We start from the raw sequence: 15361 nt of genomic DNA on the forward strand, positions 1-15361 counted from the left end.
GTTCGGTGGTTCGAATCCACTCCCCTCCATTTATTTTTGGGCTATAGCCAAGTGGTAAGGCACCAGGTTTTGATCCTGGTATGCGCTGGTTCGAACCCAGCTAGCCCAATTATTATCTTTTATAGAGTTTGATTAGTCGCTATAACACTGGTTATGACGGCTTTTTTATTAGGTTTATCATGCCAAAAGCCCCAGTAATTGTGATAGATTATCAGCAGATGTGGTGATTTATAATGAGATTCAGGACACTTGGGTTAACCGACGAGGAGAAAGTCATGACCGTACCAGTTTACATTCAAATTCATAACGATATGAAGACTAAGATTACGACGGGAGCATGGCAAGTTGGTAGCCGGATTCCTTCAGAGCGAAAGCTTGCCGAGGATTATGGAGTCAGCCGAATGACCTTACGCCAAGCGGTCCAAAATTTAATCGATGATGGATTACTCCGGCGCGCAGTCGGTTCGGGAACCTATGTTACCAGCCAAAAAATTAGAGAACACATGGCGAACATCTCGAGCTTTACGGAAACAATGTTAGCTCAAGGAAAACAACCTGCTAGTCAGACGTTATCGTATAAATTTAGTGAACCATCATTTCGCGAAGCAGAATTATTAGCGCTACCGGCGCATGAACGAGTTTTACGGATGGAGAGATTACGATTTGGAGATCAGGTACCAATTTGTCTAGAAACCACCGTAGTGAATGCCACTTTTTTAAACGGTCTTGATCAATCAGAAATAACAGAATCTCTATATCGCTCGTTAGAACAAAAAAAGGGTCTTGTGCCGGCTCGGGTGAAACAATCAATCTCAGCTGGATTAGCTTCCAAAGAAGTTGCGTCACTATTGAAGATCAAACTGCATGATCCAATTTTGAAATTACGGCAGCAGTCTTATTTGAAAAATCACCAGCCGTTTGAGATTGTTGAATCAGAATATGCCGCTGCACGGTATGAATTTTATCTCAATCAAGCATAGCGCTTATGAAAAACATAGATGTGGTAAAATAATGGCAAGCGATCGTTAGTTACGGCTGGGAGGATAGGCATGAAAAGGGATGTTTCGGATAATCTAACGCTGCATACGGATGATTATGAACTTAATATGATGGCGACTTATTTTGAAAAGGGAATGCAGCAACGTCGAGCCGTTTTTGAAGTATATTTTCGAAAGCTACCGTTTCAAAATGGCTATGCAGTTTTTGCGGGCTTGCAACATGTAATTGAGTATCTTGAACAACTTCATTTTTCTGCAGCTGACATTGAATATTTAGCTGCCAACCAGGACTATTCGGCAGCTTTTCTAGACTATCTCAGCCAGTTTGAATTTCATGGCAATATTCGGAGTGTTAAAGAGGGCGATTTAGTTTTTAATAATGAGCCAATTTTGCAGGTTGAAGGAACCATTGCGGAATGTCAGCTGATCGAGACGGCCTTACTTAACATTGTTAACTATCAGACTTTAGTTGCCACCAAAGCCGCTCGGATTCGGAGTGTCGCTGGGAATGATCCGCTCCTTGAATTTGGCAGTCGGCGGGCTCAAGAAGTTGCTGCGGCCGTCTGGGGAACCCGTGCGGCTTACATCGGTGGTTTTGATGCGACGTCCAATGTTTTAGCTGGGAAAAAATTTGGAATTCCGATTTCAGGAACCCATGCGCACTCATTAGTTGAGGCTTTCGGTAATGATTATGATGCTTTTAAAGCTTATGCTGAGACACATTATGAGTGCGTTTTCTTAGTAGATACTTTTGATACATTAAAAAGTGGAGTTCCGACTGCTATTCGAGTGGCTCAAGAAATGGGAAATCGAATTAATTTTAAAGGGGTTCGAATTGACTCTGGAGACATGGCATATCTTTCTAAGCGCGTGCGAGAAATGCTTGATCGAGCAGGTTTTCCAGCAGCAAAAATTTATGCCTCTAATGATTTAGACGAAAATACCATCAGTAGTTTGAAAATGCAGGGAGCAAAAATTGACACCTGGGGAGTAGGAACTAAGTTAATTACGGCTTTTGATCAGCCAGCGCTTGGTGCTGTATATAAACTGGTATCAGTAGAAAATGATCGAGGGCAAATGATTGATACGATTAAGCTCTCGAATAATGCTGAAAAAGTATCGACCCCTGGGAAAAAACAGGTATGGCGGATTACGGAAAAACAAGATGGAAAGTCAGAGGGTGACTATGTCGCTTTGGCAACCGAACATCCTCAGGATGCAGACCAGCTTTACATGTTTCATCCGCAGTATACGTACATTAATAAAACAATCCATGATTTTAATGCCGAACCACTCTTAAAAGACATCTTTATTGATGGACAATTAGTTTATCAACAACCAACCTTGCTGGAGATTAAAAAGCATGCCCAGCGGGTTCAAGAACAACTTTGGCCTGAGTACAAACGGATGTTAAATCCACAAGAGTATCCAGTTGATTTCTCAAAAAAATTATGGGATCACAAAATGAACTTGATTACAGAAATTCATAATGGGCAGGAACATAAATTACAGTAGGTGATAATTTTGCAACTAGCACAACGACAACAGCAAGAAAAAATTATTGCGGCGCTCCGAGTTCAGCCAAAGATTGACCCACAGGCTGAGTTACGGCGAAGCATTGACTTTATTAAGAAATATGTCAAAGCAACTGGAATGCAGACGACAGTTTTGGGAATTTCTGGCGGGCAGGATTCGACCTTAACAGGGAAATTAGCTCAGCTGGCAATGAATGAACTACGGCAAGAAACGTACTCGACAGCCTATCAATTTATTGCAGTGCGGTTGCCATATGGAGAACAGGCGGACGAATCGGATGCGATGGCAGCCATTGAATATATTGGAGCGGATCAAGTGGTTCGGATAGATATTAAGCCAGCCACTGATGCTGCTGTTGCAGCGGTCACAGCCAGCGGGGCAACCGTTTCTGATTTTAATAAAGGAAATATCAAGGCTCGCCAGCGGATGATCTCTCAGTATGCGATTGCAGGAGCGCAGCGTGGACTGGTTCTTGGAACCGATCATGCAGCCGAAGCAGTGACAGGCTTTTATACCAAATTTGGTGATGGAGCCTGCGATTTAACTCCGTTATGGCGGTTGGATAAGCGCCAGGGAAAAGAGCTGTTGCAAATGCTTGCGGCTCCTGAACGGTTGTATAAAAAGATTCCGACGGCAGATTTAGAAGATCAGCGTCCAGCGCTTCCCGACGAAGCAGCACTGGGGGTAACTTATCAAGAAATTGATGATTTCTTAGAGGGACATGACATTGCAGAGCGCCCGGCCGCAATCATTGAAAATCTTTACCAAAGGACGGCACACAAACGCCACGCACCGGTTACTGTTTTTGATACCTTTTGGAAAACCCGCTAAAATCTCGGAAACCGAGGTTTTTTTGTTAGCGTTCTTGGGAGGTTACGTATTCTAACTAGTAGCAATGGTCGGAGTAACGGATGCCAAGTTCGGCGGGAGGAACTAACCATGAGTAATCTAGAATTGCAACAGTTAGTAGAAAAAATTTCTTACACATTTTTTAATAAGCCGTTTCAACATCGCGCATACTTTAATCAGCGGTTACAAACGACTGGTGGTCGTTATCATTTACGCAGTCACGATATCGATATTAACCCTAAAATGGCCGATTCAATCCCCAATTTAACTGGGATTATTAAGCATGAACTGGTTCACTATCATTTGCATCTGGCCGGTTATTCTGGAAAACACAATACACCGGAATTTAAACACCTGTTGCAGCAGGTTGGAGGGAGTCGCTACGCTCCTCGTTTAACTAAAAATTATCGGTATTGCTACCAATGTTCTGATTGTGGTCGACAGTATAATCGCCAACGACGGTTAAACGTTACAAAATATGTTTGTAGTCGCTGTCGGGGAAGGTTAGTTCTGCTGCCAGCAGCAAAATTTTAACCTTGTGTTTTTGCCAAAAGACTGATATAGTTATAAATGTTGATTTGCGGCCATGGCGGAATTGGCAGACGCGCAAGATTAAGGATCTTGTCGGGATTATTCTCGGTGGAAGTTCGAGTCTTCTTGGCCGCATTAAAAAATAGCTTAGTAATTTTTAGTTACAGCGATTGAATAGTTAGATTCGAGGGATGTCTGCTGACATCTCTTTTTTTTGATAACTACTGGCGACTATGGAGCTGTTAGCAAACTAAAACCCCTGCTAGGTAGAATTTTATCTACTTAACAGGGGTTTTAATTGCTAAATTATTTGACTAGTTCCTGATTTTTGGTAACTGATTCGCCATTGGTGAAAAGACTGTCTCCAGCGGAGGCTTCCTCGTTGGAATTGATCGCCCGTTGCTGCTCAGTTAATTTGTCAGCGGTGGGGAGATTCAACGAACTTCTGACGTAGTTAGAAACTCGCAGGAGTTCATGGTCAGGAGCAACTTGATAACTAATACCATCGACAGTTGCGTTGTCACACTGAAGGGCGTTTTCAACAACGTGTTTGGTGGCATCTCGATAATTAAAGCCAACCGTCATCATGTCATTAAACGTTAAATCAGTTTTGAGATTTTTGCTCATGGACTTGAGAATTTCGCTATAACGTGGTGCAGAAGAAATTGCGAGTCCTTTTTTCAAAACGGCTTGTAAAACTTGTCGTTGTCTGATTTGGCGTCCATAGTCACCTAAGGGGTCTTCGTGCCGCATACGCGTGTATTGTAAGGCAGTTTGCCCGTCCATGTGAACGGTTTTTCCTTTTTTAACACTAATCCCTTCATATTGGAAAGTTAGATTAGGAGTAATATCAACACCGCCAACGGCAGACACCATCTGTTTGATGCCTTTCATGTTAACCACGGCATAGAAATCAACGGGAACGTTTAATAGTTTATGAACGACTTCTGTTGCGCTGCTAGGTCCCCCAATTGTATAAGCAGCATTAATTTTCTCATAAGGTTGTGAGTCACCTGGAACAACGACTTTAGTATCTCTAGGAATACTAGTGAAATAAGTCTTGTTGGTTTTTGGATTAACCGTTGCGAGAATCATCGAATCAGTTCGTCCTTTATCGTGACGACCAAGCTCACCGGTATCGGTCCCCATTAAGAGAATGGAAAAAGGTTTTTTATTTTTCAAGATGGAGTTAACGTCTCTAGAATCTTTACCTCCGGCCATGTAAGAATCATTAAAGGACGATTGTGCGTTATTGTATTGACTGTACGCAAAGCCCACGCCACAAACTGAAAGCAGTAACATGACGGCCATGATCGTCCAAGCCAGCGGATGATGTTCGCGCTCATTTGGGGAAGATGTTTTAGAGGGATTTGATTGGTCATCATGATTATTTTTGATGAAATGATTTTGACCAGTTCGACGGTTACTTTGTTTTGGATGCTCCTGATTTTCCATTATTTAACCTCATTCTTAATTAGTCTATTTACCATTATAAACTATTCCTAGAAACGTTGGCACTAAAGCCTTTAACTTAACTTTATCTTAACAAATTGCTTTTAAAAAAAATGCTCGAAGATATGCTAAAATTAATGGGATTGAAGGGAGTGAACGGATCATGAGTCGGTTAGTTTTAGTGCGGCATGGTGAGAGTACGGCTAATTATACGAAGACCTTTACGGGGTGGAGTGACGTTGCTCTGACTGAACGGGGGCGGGCAGCGGCCTTTACTGCTGGGCAAAAATTGGGACGGTTACAAATCCAGTTTAAAGCAGCACATACTTCCTATTTAAAACGGGCGATTGAATCTGAGAATCTAATTTTGGAAGCTATCCACCAACTTGAGATTCCGCAATACAAGACTTGGCGCCTAAATGAACGCCACTATGGAGCATTACGGGGGCAAAAAAAAGCAACGGTGCGTCAAGCGGTTGGCGATTGGCAGTTTCAACAGTGGCGAAGAAGTTATGCGGCGGTGCCACCGCAGTTGGATCAGGTTCCTCGATTGCGACGTTATCAGATGGCAGGCATTCGCGAACCCCGGGCTGAAAGTTTAAAAATGGCGTCAGATCGACTACTACCTTATTGGCAGGATCAATTAGCCCCACGATTACGTGCAGGTCAGGATCAATTAGTGGTGGCCCATGGGAGCTCATTACGGGCCTTAGTAAAATGGATTGAGGAAATTAGTGATTGCGGGATTGATGGAGTTGAAGTGTTGAATGCGGTGCCAATCGTGTATACTTTTGATCCTCAGCTCCAAATTCTAGATAAACAGGTATTATCATAAAGGCAGCAATGCTATTAGGATGGTTAGCTTGTCAACGGAACCGCAAAGTTAAATGGCTAACTTTGCGGTTTTTTATGACTTCGAAAAACAGGCGACTACTTATCGACGTAATGTCAGTAAGCAGCCGCCTGATTGCGGTTAACCTTAATTTAATTTGCGAAAAATTGCTTAAAAACTGATAGCGTTAGTTAAGCGAGCGTTCCCATTGGATCCCAAGGGGCAAGCACCGTTGGTTCTTGCTGCTGAGCAGCTTGTTCGGTAGCACTTAAATATTTTTTGTTAATTACAACTTGGTAAACAAATTGCTCGAACCACTGATCGCTCATTACGAAGTAGCCCTTGGTTCCAACTTTGGGACCCCAACTGTTTTCGATTTTCCACTTGGTGGGTTGACCATCGACCAGGTCAACCCCAGTAATTACCATGGCATGATCCATAACACTTTCGCCGTAATCTAATCGTTCTGCCTTTGAGAGCGAGAGATTTGTCCCCATTAGTTCGTCAACCTGGTATAGTTCGGGATCCAACAGTCCGGCTTGTCGATCAGATGCTTGAGTAACGTCACTGCCAAACCAGACCGTTTCATTAGCTTGGAGTTGTTTGATGGTAAGTTCTTTGAGTCGTTCGATACTGAGGTTGAAATGTTTAACGGGACGACCACCGACGACGTTACCTAATAACTCAACCGTGTAAGTTTTTTCAAATGGTTTGTCGGCGGTTGGTGAATTAATAATTGAAAGATAATCCTCTAAATCAAGGTTAATATACTTTTTAAAGAAAGTTTTGGGAGTCAGATGACGATCAATCTGGTAATGATTTTGTTGATCACGATATTCAAAATCAAAGCTTTCGACCGGCTCGCCAAATGCTAGAACCAGCATACGATAAACTTCGGCCAACATACTTTCTTGTTGATGTGCAATTTCTGAAGCAGTGGCATTAGCTGCCTGCATCTTTCTTAAAATAACAGCATCGTGGCGCAACTTGGTATTGAGCGTTCGGTTAATTTCGCTGGAATTAGCGCTGTTAGCAGTTTCTGGCATGGCATCTTTGGGAACAATGCCATACTTTTCAACGAGAGCACATAACATATCCCACTGACCACCATCTTGTTGTGGTTGTTGCAAAAGAAAGTTGACTTTGCGATCAGTCAGTGGTCGATCAGCAGTCGCAAGCACGTTATTTAAGAAATAATTTGCTTTTTCAAATTTATCCCAGAAGAATACAAATACTTGAGAAAGTTCGAAGTCTTTTGACACATTAAATTGGTTTTCAATTTGGCTCCGCATCGTATTTAGTGCAGCAAATAGCCAGCAACGCCCACTGCGTTTTTGATCAGAAACGCTTTGATTAGTCACATCAATTGAAAAAACAGGAGTCAGGGCGGGTTTTCGGCGCTGCTCTACCGCACTTTTTAAGATGCCATTTTGGGAAACAGCTCGGCGCACGAGGTTCGCTGTGGGATCCTGACGAAGCTTTTGGGCATACTGCTTAATTTGGTCGGGTTTAATTGCTTTCTTCATAGATATTTCCTCCTGAACTAACGAACGTTGATGATCTGCGGACCGTCTTCATGTTGCACAATAATGGTATTGACCATATCTAAGAAAAGTCCGTGTTCAACAATGCCAACTAGTTGATTGAGCTGGTCGGCTAAGGCTGCTGGATTAGGAACGGCAGTTATAGATAAGTCAATGATATAGTTGGCAGAGTCGGTAGTAACAAATTGCTGATCAGTTGTTTTTCTGATTTTAGCATGGAGACCTAGGGCTTGCAGCCGTTTTTCCAGCTGGCGACTACCGTAGGGGATGACTTCAAGTGGAACAGGATAGGTTAAGGTGGGGACTAGTTTGCTTTCGTCAACAATCCACATGTTTCGTTTGGAATTAGTTGCGACAATTTTCTCCATTAAGTGGGACGCTCCCCCGCCCTTAATTCCCTGATAGTGATCATCAATTTGATCGGCACCATCAATTGTGAGGTCAATTTGATCAATCTCATCAAGGGTTTTTAAGGGGATATGAAGTTTTTCAGCATGCGCTTTGGTGGCAATCGAGGTGGGCACTCCCGTAATTCGGAGTCCGGCTTGCACCCGTTTGCCGAGTTCTTCAATTAGGTACCACATGGTTGAACCACTACCAATTCCAATTACCATGTCGTTTTGGATATATTTGACGGCGGCTTGTGCAACTTCGGCCTTTTGTTTTTGTATGGTTTCGCTGTCCATCGATGTTTCCCTTCAATGATAAATGATTAATAATCTACAGAAGTTAATTTTGGCTGGATTTTCGTAGTTTGTCAAGTCGTGTTAATCGATGGCAAATACTGGTAAAATGGCAATATCAAATTGTTGAAAAAGGAGGGATTTAATCGTGAAACGTGGGTTTGAAATTGTTACCAAGGCGCTTCCCTTGGATTTAGAACTACCCCAACGAGCTACCCAGCAAGCAGCTGGCTACGACTTGGCAAGTTCAGTTGACATGACACTACCTTCCATTTGGAAGCGCGGCTTTTTTCGAGCAATCCGATTACTGGCCCAAGCTCGTGCATTAGACGAAGAGCAGCTTGAAAACGCTCAAAAAATTCTAAAACCAGTTTTGATTCCTACGGGGATTAAAGCTTATATGCAGCCAGATGAGGTGTTAGTGGTCGCCAATCGTTCCAGCAACCCGTTAAAACGGTCGTTAGTCATTCCTAATGGGATTGGAATAATTGATGCGGATTACTATAATAATGAAAAAAATGAGGGTGAAATTTTTGTTCAAATGGTCAACGTGGGTTTAACTGATCGAAAAATTAAAAAGGGAGAACGCATTGCCCAGGGAATTTTTATGCCGTATTTGCGAGCAGATCAAGAAAAATTTCCGACTAAGAAGCGACAAGGTGGGTTTGGTTCCTCTGGCAAGTAAGTTAGGAGCTTAGATGAGTAAGGCAAAAACACAATTTAGTTGTAGTAATTGCGGCTACATGTCACCGACTTATTTGGGACGGTGTCCCAACTGTGGTGAATGGAATACGTTTGTAGAAGAAACGATTGCCAAGGAAAATACAGGTGCAGTTAATCCAACTCGGGTTAATTTTTCTGGTAAGCAGGTTCAACCCCAGTTAATTGATCAGGTTAATGCCGCAGCAGCGCCTCGGTTTACAGTTGGTTCTCAAGAACTTAATCGCGTATTGGGAGGTGGAATTGTTCCTGGTTCACTAGTCTTAATTGGTGGAGACCCGGGGATTGGGAAATCCACCTTATTACTGCAGGTGTCTGGTGAACTAAGCCAACTGCAAAAACGAGTGCTCTACGTGACGGGAGAAGAAAGTGCTGATCAAGTCAAAATGCGGGCAGATCGCTTACAAATCCCCCAGAATGAAGACCTGTATGTTTTTCCAGAAACTGACATGACAGCGATTCGCGATGCAATTGCCGATCTGAAGCCAAACGTTGTAATCGTTGATTCCGTACAAACAATGCAGGAAAGTACCGTCACCTCAGCGATCGGATCGGTTGCACAAGTTCGTGGAGTAACCAGTGATTTGATGAACATTGCTAAAACGAATAACATCACAATTTTTATCGTGGGGCATGTGACCAAGGGCGGAGCGATTGCCGGACCGAAGACGTTAGAACATATGGTTGATACGGTGCTGTATTTCGAAGGAGATCAGCACCATGCTTATCGACTATTGCGGGCGGTTAAAAACCGATTTGGGTCGACTAACGAACTAGGCATTTTTGAGATGGCTGATCACGGCTTACAAGAAGTGCAAAACCCATCAGAGATTTTTTTGGAAGAGCGGTTGAAAAATGCAACTGGTTCCGCCATCGTGGTAGCTATGGAAGGCACACGTCCAATTTTAGTGGAGTTGCAAGCCTTGATTACTCCGTCGGTCTTTGGAAACGCACAGCGGACGGCTAGCGGGGTCGATCGAAATCGAGTTTCATTGATTATGGCAGTCTTAGAAAAGCGGGCAGGACTGCTATTGCAGAATCAAGATGCTTATTTAAAGGCTGCGGGCGGCGTTAAACTAAATGAACCGGCGATTGATTTAGCGATGGCAATCAGTATTGCATCAAGTTATGAAGATATCAGTACCGATGTAAAAGAGTGCTACATTGGTGAACTTGGTTTGACTGGTGAAGTTCGGCGGGTTGATCGAATTGAACAGCGTTTGCGAGAAGCAGCCAAATTAGGATTTAAAAGAGTGCTGGTCCCTAAGCATAATTTAGATCTGGTGGAAATTCCTCAGGGGCTACAAGTTGTTGGAGTGACAACCCTTAAAGAAGCCCTCCAGCTAAGCTTGAAAAAATAGTAGGTCCTAACTTTATTTTTAGGGCTGATAATTGTAAAATAAACTGAAAAACTAAATTTAATGATAGAAAAGAGCGAAAACTGTGGCAGATGAAAAAATTCGCGTTCGGTATGCGCCTAGTCCTACGGGACATTTGCATATTGGAAACGCTCGGACGGCAATCTTTAACTATTTATTTGCACGGCGGTATCAAGGAAAATTCATTATTCGGATTGAGGATACTGATACCAAACGAAACGTTGCCGATGGAGAAAAAAGTCAGTTAGATAATTTGAAGTGGTTAGGTCTCGATTGGGATGAAGGTCCAGATGTCGGTGGTGATTATGGTCCGTATCGGCAGTCAGAGCGACAAGCCACCTACCAACCTTTGATTCAAAAACTGTTGGATGAGGATTTGGCATACTATTCTTATAAGACTGAAGAAGAACTAGAAGCTGATCGTGAGGAACAAAAAGCCCGTGGGGTCATGCCCCATTATGAATATGAGTATGCTGGTATGACTCCAGCTGAGCAGGCTGCAGCTGTTACTGCTGCCAAAGCTAAAGGGTTAAAGCCGGTAATTCGATTCCGTGTCCCTAAGCAGCGGACATATGAGTGGGATGATATGGTAAAGGGACATGTCTCTTTTGATTCTGATACCATTGGCGGAGATTTTGTTATTGTGAAACGAGATGGCATGCCAACGTATAACTTTGCGGTGGTGGCTGATGACCATAACATGCAGATTAGTCATATTTTCCGTGGTGATGATCACGTTGCCAACACGCCAAAGCAACTAATGATTTATGAAGCTTTTGGTTGGGAGCCACCTAAGTTTGGGCACATGAGTTTAATTGTGAGTGCAGATACTGGCAAAAAACTCAGTAAGCGTGATGAAACGGTGTTGCAGTTTATTGAGCAGTATCGCGAACTTGGATACTTACCAGAAGCACTGTTTAATTTTATCGTTCTGCTCGGCTGGTCTCCAGTCGGAGAAGATGAATTATTCACCCAAAAACAAGTTATCAAAATGTACAATGAAAAACGTTTGAGTAAGTCACCCGCAACTTTTGATGGGAAGAAACTGGAATGGATAAACAACCAGTACGTTAAAAACTCTGATGAAGACGTGATCGTCGATTTAGCTCTCCAGCAATTGATTAAAGCAGGAAACCTGCCCGCTGATCCAGATGCACCTACCATCGAATGGGCAAGAAAATTAATTGATGTCTATCGCCGCCAAATGAGTTATATGGCTCAAATCAACGAAATGGCGGCTGGTTTCTTTACCGAACCAGAACAAATTTCTGGAGCAACCCTCGCTGAAATTCAAAATGACACTGCGCCCATTGTGCTGCACACTTTTCGTGACAAGATTCAAAAATTACCAATTTTTGACAAAACAGCAATTCTGCAAACGATTAAAGCAGTACAACAAGAAACGGGGATTCGGGGTCGCAAACTTTGGATGCCGATTCGGATTGCGGTTTCTCATGAAATGGAAGGACCAGAGTTGCCAGAATCAATTGAATTGATTGGTCGAGAACAAACGATGCAGCATTTACAAGAAACCCTGGACCAAATTGAAGCATAATTAAAATATTTTTAAAATAATTGGTCTAGTGTTAGCACTAGACCTTTTTCTTTGTGGCGGGTCAATTGTGGTAGAATGGCAGGACAATAAGGGGCGGGATAATTATGGTATTGAAAGTATTTAATTCATTAAATAATCAGCTAGAAGTTTTTGAACCACTTGAAGCTGGAAAAATCAAAATGTATGTCTGTGGTCCGACCGTTTATAACTACATTCATATTGGCAATGCCCGTAGTGTGGTAGCATTTGATACCATTCGTCGTTATTTAGAGTATCTCGGTTATCAGGTGGACTTTGTTTCTAATTTTACTGATGTTGACGATAAGATGATTCAAGCGGCTACGGCAGATCAGACCAGTGTGAAACAGATTGCTAAAAAATACATCGCAGCTTTTTATGCTGACACTAATGCACTGAACGTGAAACCGGCGACTAATAACCCGCGGGCAACTGAAAATATTCCTGAAATTATCACCTTCATCCAATCATTGTTGGACAAGGGCTATGCATATGTGGTTGACCAAAATGTCTATATAAGGGCGCGCCGTTTTCCTAGCTATGGACAATTGAGTCATCAGGCATTGGCGGATTTGGAAACGGGTGCTAGTCAACATGTTTCTAAAACGGAATTGAATCAAAAAGAAGATCCGATTGACTTTACGCTTTGGAAGGCAGCTAAACCCGGAGAAATTTCCTGGGAAACGCCGTGGGGGACGGGCCGGCCAGGCTGGCACATTGAGTGTTCGGTAATGGCAACTAAATATTTAGGATCGACAATTGACATTCATGGTGGTGGAATCGATTTAGAATTTCCGCATCATGAAAATGAGCGGGCGCAAAGTGAGGCCAAAACGGGTCAGCAATTTGTGAAATACTGGTTGCATAATGGTTTTGTCACAGTGGGAGCAACCGATGAAAAAATGAGCAAATCATTGGGAAACTTTGTTACAGTGCATGAACTTTTAAATAAAGTGGACCCGCAAGCGTTACGGCTAATGATGTCAACTACGCAGTATCGCCGGCCAATTCGCTTTTCACAAGCGGCCCTGGACGAAGCTTCGATCAATTTAAAGAAATTGCAAACAGCATATCAAAACCTCCACTACCGCTTAGCAGGAGCACTGGTTGGAACCGATTTCAAATTTGATCAAAAGGTTCGCCAGTTGCAGGCAGATTTTCAGGATGCCATGGATCTGGACTTTAATGTCCAAAATGGAATCGCAAAGGTTTATGAATTAGCTAAATTAGGCAACGTGTACGCCGGTGAACCAACTGTGTTTGCAGATAGTCTTAATTTAATCTTGCATGATTTGGCTTGCCTGGCTGGCATCTTTGGGATTCAGTTAAAAATTGATCAGATTGATGACGAAACAATTACAGAGTTACTGAAAGAAAGAGAAGCAGCCCGAGCCCGCCATGATTTCGCCAAAAGTGATCAAATTCGTGATCAATTATCCAGTCAGGGGATTATTTTAGAAGATACTGCGCAAGGGACCAGGTATAGAAGGGAATTTCACTCATGAAAAAAGGCACGACGCCGGACTACAAGCAATTAAATGGGATTGCTTTGGCGTACTTTGGTGATGCAGTTTATGAAGTCTATATTCGGAAACATTTGTTAACAACGGGGCTCACGAAAGCAAACCAGCTACAGGGGACGGCCACAAGATATGTTTCTGCCAAGGCACAGGCTGGATTGATGAAGCTCATGGAGCAGGATCAACTCCTGAGTGTAACGGAGTGGGATTTTTTTAAACGAGGACGCAATGCTAAAAGCTATACCCATGCTAAAAATACGTCAGTAGTTACTTATCGGGTATCGACTGGTTTTGAAGCGCTTTTTGGGTACCTTGAACTTAGTAATCAACGGCAACGGGTGACAGAACTTGCGCATTGGTGTATTGAGCAAGTTGACGCAGGAAGGGTAGAATATGGAAAATAAACATGATTTCATTATGGGAAGGCATCCGGTAGTAGCCGCCTTACAGAATCAGGAACAGTCAATTAACAAATTGTTCTTACAGAGCGGGCTTCACCAGCAGGATGCGACGCTACGCCAGATTGTGCAACTCGCTAAAAAGCGGCAGTTGGTGGTTTCAATGGTGCCAAAGTCTAAATTAGACCAGCTAACCAATCATCAAAATCACCAGGGAGTGGTGCTAGCAGTGGCGGCGTTTCGGTATGCGACCCTTGACGATTTGTTCGCTCGTGCGGCAGCCCTTCACGAACCTCCCCTTTTTTTGTTACTGGACAGTATTGATGATCCACACAATCTAGGATCGATGTTGCGAACGGCTGATGCAGCTGGGTTTCATGGGATTATCATCCCTAAACACCGGGCGGTTGGACTGACCGCAACCGTGGCTAAAACGGCAGCAGGAGCCATTGAACGAGTGCCAGTTGCACGGGTAACTAATTTAGTGCAGACGGTTAAGGAGCTTAAGGAACGTGGAGTATGGGTGTTTGGTACCGATCTTTCAGGGACGGACTATCGGCACTGGGATGCCAAGGGAGCTAGTGCGTTAATCATTGGTAGTGAGGGTAGTGGCATGGCCCCCCTGTTGAAGAAACAGGTGGATGAAATGTTAACCATCCCAATGATTGGAAAGATTCAGAGCTTGAATGCTTCTGTAGCGGCTGGCTTGGTTATGTATCGTGGCTATGATTGTCGGCACCCGTTAGCGGGAGAAATGTAATGGAAAAGCCCTTATTAGTCGTTGATGGCTATAATATCATTGGAGCTTGGCCGGAGTTGCAACGATTAGGGAAGCAGCATGGTTTGGCTGCAGCTCGACAACAATTACTAGAAACTCTTTCTAATTACCAAAAGTATAGTGAAAAAGAGATTGTGGTGGTTTTTGATGCCATGGATGCTGCTGGACCGGTTCAAAAACAGCAAGAACGTAATCTAATGGTGGTTTTTTCAGCCGAAAATCAAACAGCAGATAGTTACATCGAGGCGCTCATAGCTAAAATTAAAAACCAGGGTCGGCAAGTTGAAGTAGCAACGAGTGACCATGCAGAGCAATGGACGATTTTTAGTAATGGGGCGCTGCGGATTTCTGCCCGTGAATTAGCAACTGCAATTCGCATGGAGCAGTCTGACATTAGGCAAACGGCGAGAGAAAAGCATCGATTTTTATCGGGGAATCGACTGCAGTTTACGTCAAAACAGCTAGAACAGTTGCAGGCTTCCTTTCGAGAAGATGATAACTAATAATATAAGACCAGCTGAAAGCAGGTCTTATTTTTTTTGCAATAAAAAATAATTTGGAAAAACAT

General features: G+C 43.1%; 15 protein-coding genes and 2 tRNA genes. 14 read left to right on the plus strand and 3 right to left on the minus strand.

What is annotated here, in order from left to right; all coding sequences use genetic code 11:
- The first annotated feature begins 37 nt into the window (after positions 1 to 37).
- From B808_RS03680 to B808_RS03705, 6 genes are all read left to right on the plus strand, one after another.
- Positions 38 to 109: transfer RNA gene (locus tag B808_RS03680), tRNA-Gln, on the plus strand.
- Positions 110 to 275: 166 nt separating this feature from the next.
- On the plus strand, positions 276 to 980 hold the full coding sequence (locus tag B808_RS03685) for a GntR family transcriptional regulator (protein WP_009167429.1): 705 nt from the start codon (positions 276 to 278) through the stop codon (positions 978 to 980).
- A 69-nt stretch (positions 981 to 1049) separates the two neighbouring features.
- Positions 1050 to 2513 (plus strand): nicotinate phosphoribosyltransferase, encoded by a 1464-nt coding sequence (locus B808_RS03690; RefSeq protein WP_009167428.1) that lies wholly within the window; start codon positions 1050 to 1052, stop codon positions 2511 to 2513.
- 9 nt (positions 2514 to 2522) lie between these two features.
- Positions 2523 to 3365, plus strand: coding sequence for an ammonia-dependent NAD(+) synthetase (nadE, locus tag B808_RS03695; RefSeq protein ID WP_035422006.1), 843 nt, complete (start codon positions 2523 to 2525; stop codon positions 3363 to 3365).
- A 108-nt stretch (positions 3366 to 3473) separates the two neighbouring features.
- Positions 3474 to 3917: a SprT family protein gene (locus B808_RS03700; RefSeq protein WP_035422008.1), complete on the plus strand. Its 444-nt coding sequence runs from the start codon at positions 3474 to 3476 to the stop codon at positions 3915 to 3917.
- A 46-nt stretch (positions 3918 to 3963) separates the two neighbouring features.
- Positions 3964 to 4049, plus strand: a tRNA-Leu gene (locus B808_RS03705).
- A 171-nt stretch (positions 4050 to 4220) separates the two neighbouring features.
- On the opposite strand, the gene B808_RS03710 is transcribed toward B808_RS03705, so the two are convergent.
- On the minus strand, positions 4221 to 5369 hold the full coding sequence (locus tag B808_RS03710; protein WP_035422011.1) for an LCP family glycopolymer transferase: 1149 nt from the start codon (positions 5367 to 5369) through the stop codon (positions 4221 to 4223).
- 160 nt (positions 5370 to 5529) lie between these two features.
- Here B808_RS03710 and B808_RS03715 point away from each other — a divergent pair, with 160 nt between their 5' ends.
- Entirely contained in the window at positions 5530 to 6201 is a 672-nt protein-coding gene (locus B808_RS03715) for a 2,3-bisphosphoglycerate-dependent phosphoglycerate mutase (RefSeq protein ID WP_035422013.1), read from the plus strand.
- 188 nt (positions 6202 to 6389) lie between these two features.
- Here B808_RS03715 and B808_RS03720 read toward each other — a convergent pair whose 3' ends face one another.
- On the minus strand, positions 6390 to 7724 hold the full coding sequence (locus B808_RS03720) for a C1 family peptidase (RefSeq protein WP_009167423.1): 1335 nt from the start codon (positions 7722 to 7724) through the stop codon (positions 6390 to 6392).
- Positions 7725 to 7741: 17 nt separating this feature from the next.
- Positions 7742 to 8428 carry a ribose-5-phosphate isomerase RpiA gene (gene rpiA, locus B808_RS03725; protein ID WP_035422016.1) on the minus strand — a complete coding sequence of 229 codons (687 nt, stop codon included), beginning with the start codon at positions 8426 to 8428 and terminating at the stop codon, positions 7742 to 7744.
- 145 nt (positions 8429 to 8573) lie between these two features.
- Here rpiA and B808_RS03730 point away from each other — a divergent pair, with 145 nt between their 5' ends.
- From B808_RS03730 to B808_RS03760, 7 genes are all read left to right on the plus strand, one after another.
- Positions 8574 to 9110 carry a dCTP deaminase/dUTPase family protein gene (locus tag B808_RS03730; protein ID WP_009167421.1) on the plus strand — a complete coding sequence of 179 codons (537 nt, stop codon included), beginning with the start codon at positions 8574 to 8576 and terminating at the stop codon, positions 9108 to 9110.
- Between the two features lie 13 nt (positions 9111 to 9123).
- Positions 9124 to 10506 carry a DNA repair protein RadA gene (gene radA, locus B808_RS03735; RefSeq protein ID WP_009167420.1) on the plus strand — a complete coding sequence of 461 codons (1383 nt, stop codon included), beginning with the start codon at positions 9124 to 9126 and terminating at the stop codon, positions 10504 to 10506.
- A gap of 82 nt (positions 10507 to 10588) precedes the next feature.
- Entirely contained in the window at positions 10589 to 12079 is a 1491-nt protein-coding gene (gene gltX / locus B808_RS03740) for a glutamate--tRNA ligase (protein ID WP_009167419.1), read from the plus strand.
- A 104-nt stretch (positions 12080 to 12183) separates the two neighbouring features.
- Positions 12184 to 13602: a cysteine--tRNA ligase gene (gene cysS, locus B808_RS03745; protein ID WP_035422019.1), complete on the plus strand. Its 1419-nt coding sequence runs from the start codon at positions 12184 to 12186 to the stop codon at positions 13600 to 13602.
- Positions 13599 to 14021, plus strand: coding sequence for a Mini-ribonuclease 3 (locus B808_RS03750; protein WP_035422022.1), 423 nt, complete (start codon positions 13599 to 13601; stop codon positions 14019 to 14021). Before cysS ends, B808_RS03750 begins: the two co-directional genes overlap by 4 nt.
- A complete protein-coding gene (gene rlmB, locus B808_RS03755; protein WP_035422024.1) occupies positions 14011 to 14775 on the plus strand; it encodes a 23S rRNA (guanosine(2251)-2'-O)-methyltransferase RlmB in 765 nt (254 codons plus the stop codon). Before B808_RS03750 ends, rlmB begins: the two co-directional genes overlap by 11 nt.
- On the plus strand, positions 14775 to 15296 hold the full coding sequence (locus tag B808_RS03760; protein WP_035422026.1) for a YacP-like NYN domain-containing protein: 522 nt from the start codon (positions 14775 to 14777) through the stop codon (positions 15294 to 15296). Before rlmB ends, B808_RS03760 begins: the two co-directional genes overlap by 1 nt.
- The last annotated feature ends 65 nt before the right edge of the window (positions 15297 to 15361 follow it).

Source organism: Fructilactobacillus florum 8D, assembly GCF_000512295.1.
GTDB classification, from domain to species: domain Bacteria; phylum Bacillota; class Bacilli; order Lactobacillales; family Lactobacillaceae; genus Fructilactobacillus; species Fructilactobacillus florum.

Excerpts from the sequence above, each read along its gene's own strand:
- B808_RS03685 (WP_009167429.1), top strand. The coding sequence starts at position 276 with ATGACCGTACCAGTTTACATTCAAATTCATAACGATATGAAGACTAAG.
- B808_RS03690 (WP_009167428.1), top strand. The coding sequence starts at position 1,050 with ATGAAAAGGGATGTTTCGGATAATCTAACGCTGCATACGGATGATTAT.
- B808_RS03700 (WP_035422008.1), top strand. The coding sequence starts at position 3,474 with ATGAGTAATCTAGAATTGCAACAGTTAGTAGAAAAAATTTCTTACACA.
- B808_RS03710 (WP_035422011.1), bottom strand. The coding sequence starts at position 5,369 with ATGGAAAATCAGGAGCATCCAAAACAAAGTAACCGTCGAACTGGTCAA.
- B808_RS03715 (WP_035422013.1), top strand. The coding sequence starts at position 5,530 with ATGAGTCGGTTAGTTTTAGTGCGGCATGGTGAGAGTACGGCTAATTAT.
- B808_RS03720 (WP_009167423.1), bottom strand. The coding sequence starts at position 7,724 with ATGAAGAAAGCAATTAAACCCGACCAAATTAAGCAGTATGCCCAAAAG.
- rpiA (WP_035422016.1), bottom strand. The coding sequence starts at position 8,428 with ATGGACAGCGAAACCATACAAAAACAAAAGGCCGAAGTTGCACAAGCC.
- radA (WP_009167420.1), top strand. The coding sequence starts at position 9,124 with ATGAGTAAGGCAAAAACACAATTTAGTTGTAGTAATTGCGGCTACATG.
- cysS (WP_035422019.1), top strand. The coding sequence starts at position 12,184 with ATGGTATTGAAAGTATTTAATTCATTAAATAATCAGCTAGAAGTTTTT.
- B808_RS03750 (WP_035422022.1), top strand. The coding sequence starts at position 13,599 with ATGAAAAAAGGCACGACGCCGGACTACAAGCAATTAAATGGGATTGCT.
- rlmB (WP_035422024.1), top strand. The coding sequence starts at position 14,011 with ATGGAAAATAAACATGATTTCATTATGGGAAGGCATCCGGTAGTAGCC.
- B808_RS03760 (WP_035422026.1), top strand. The coding sequence starts at position 14,775 with ATGGAAAAGCCCTTATTAGTCGTTGATGGCTATAATATCATTGGAGCT.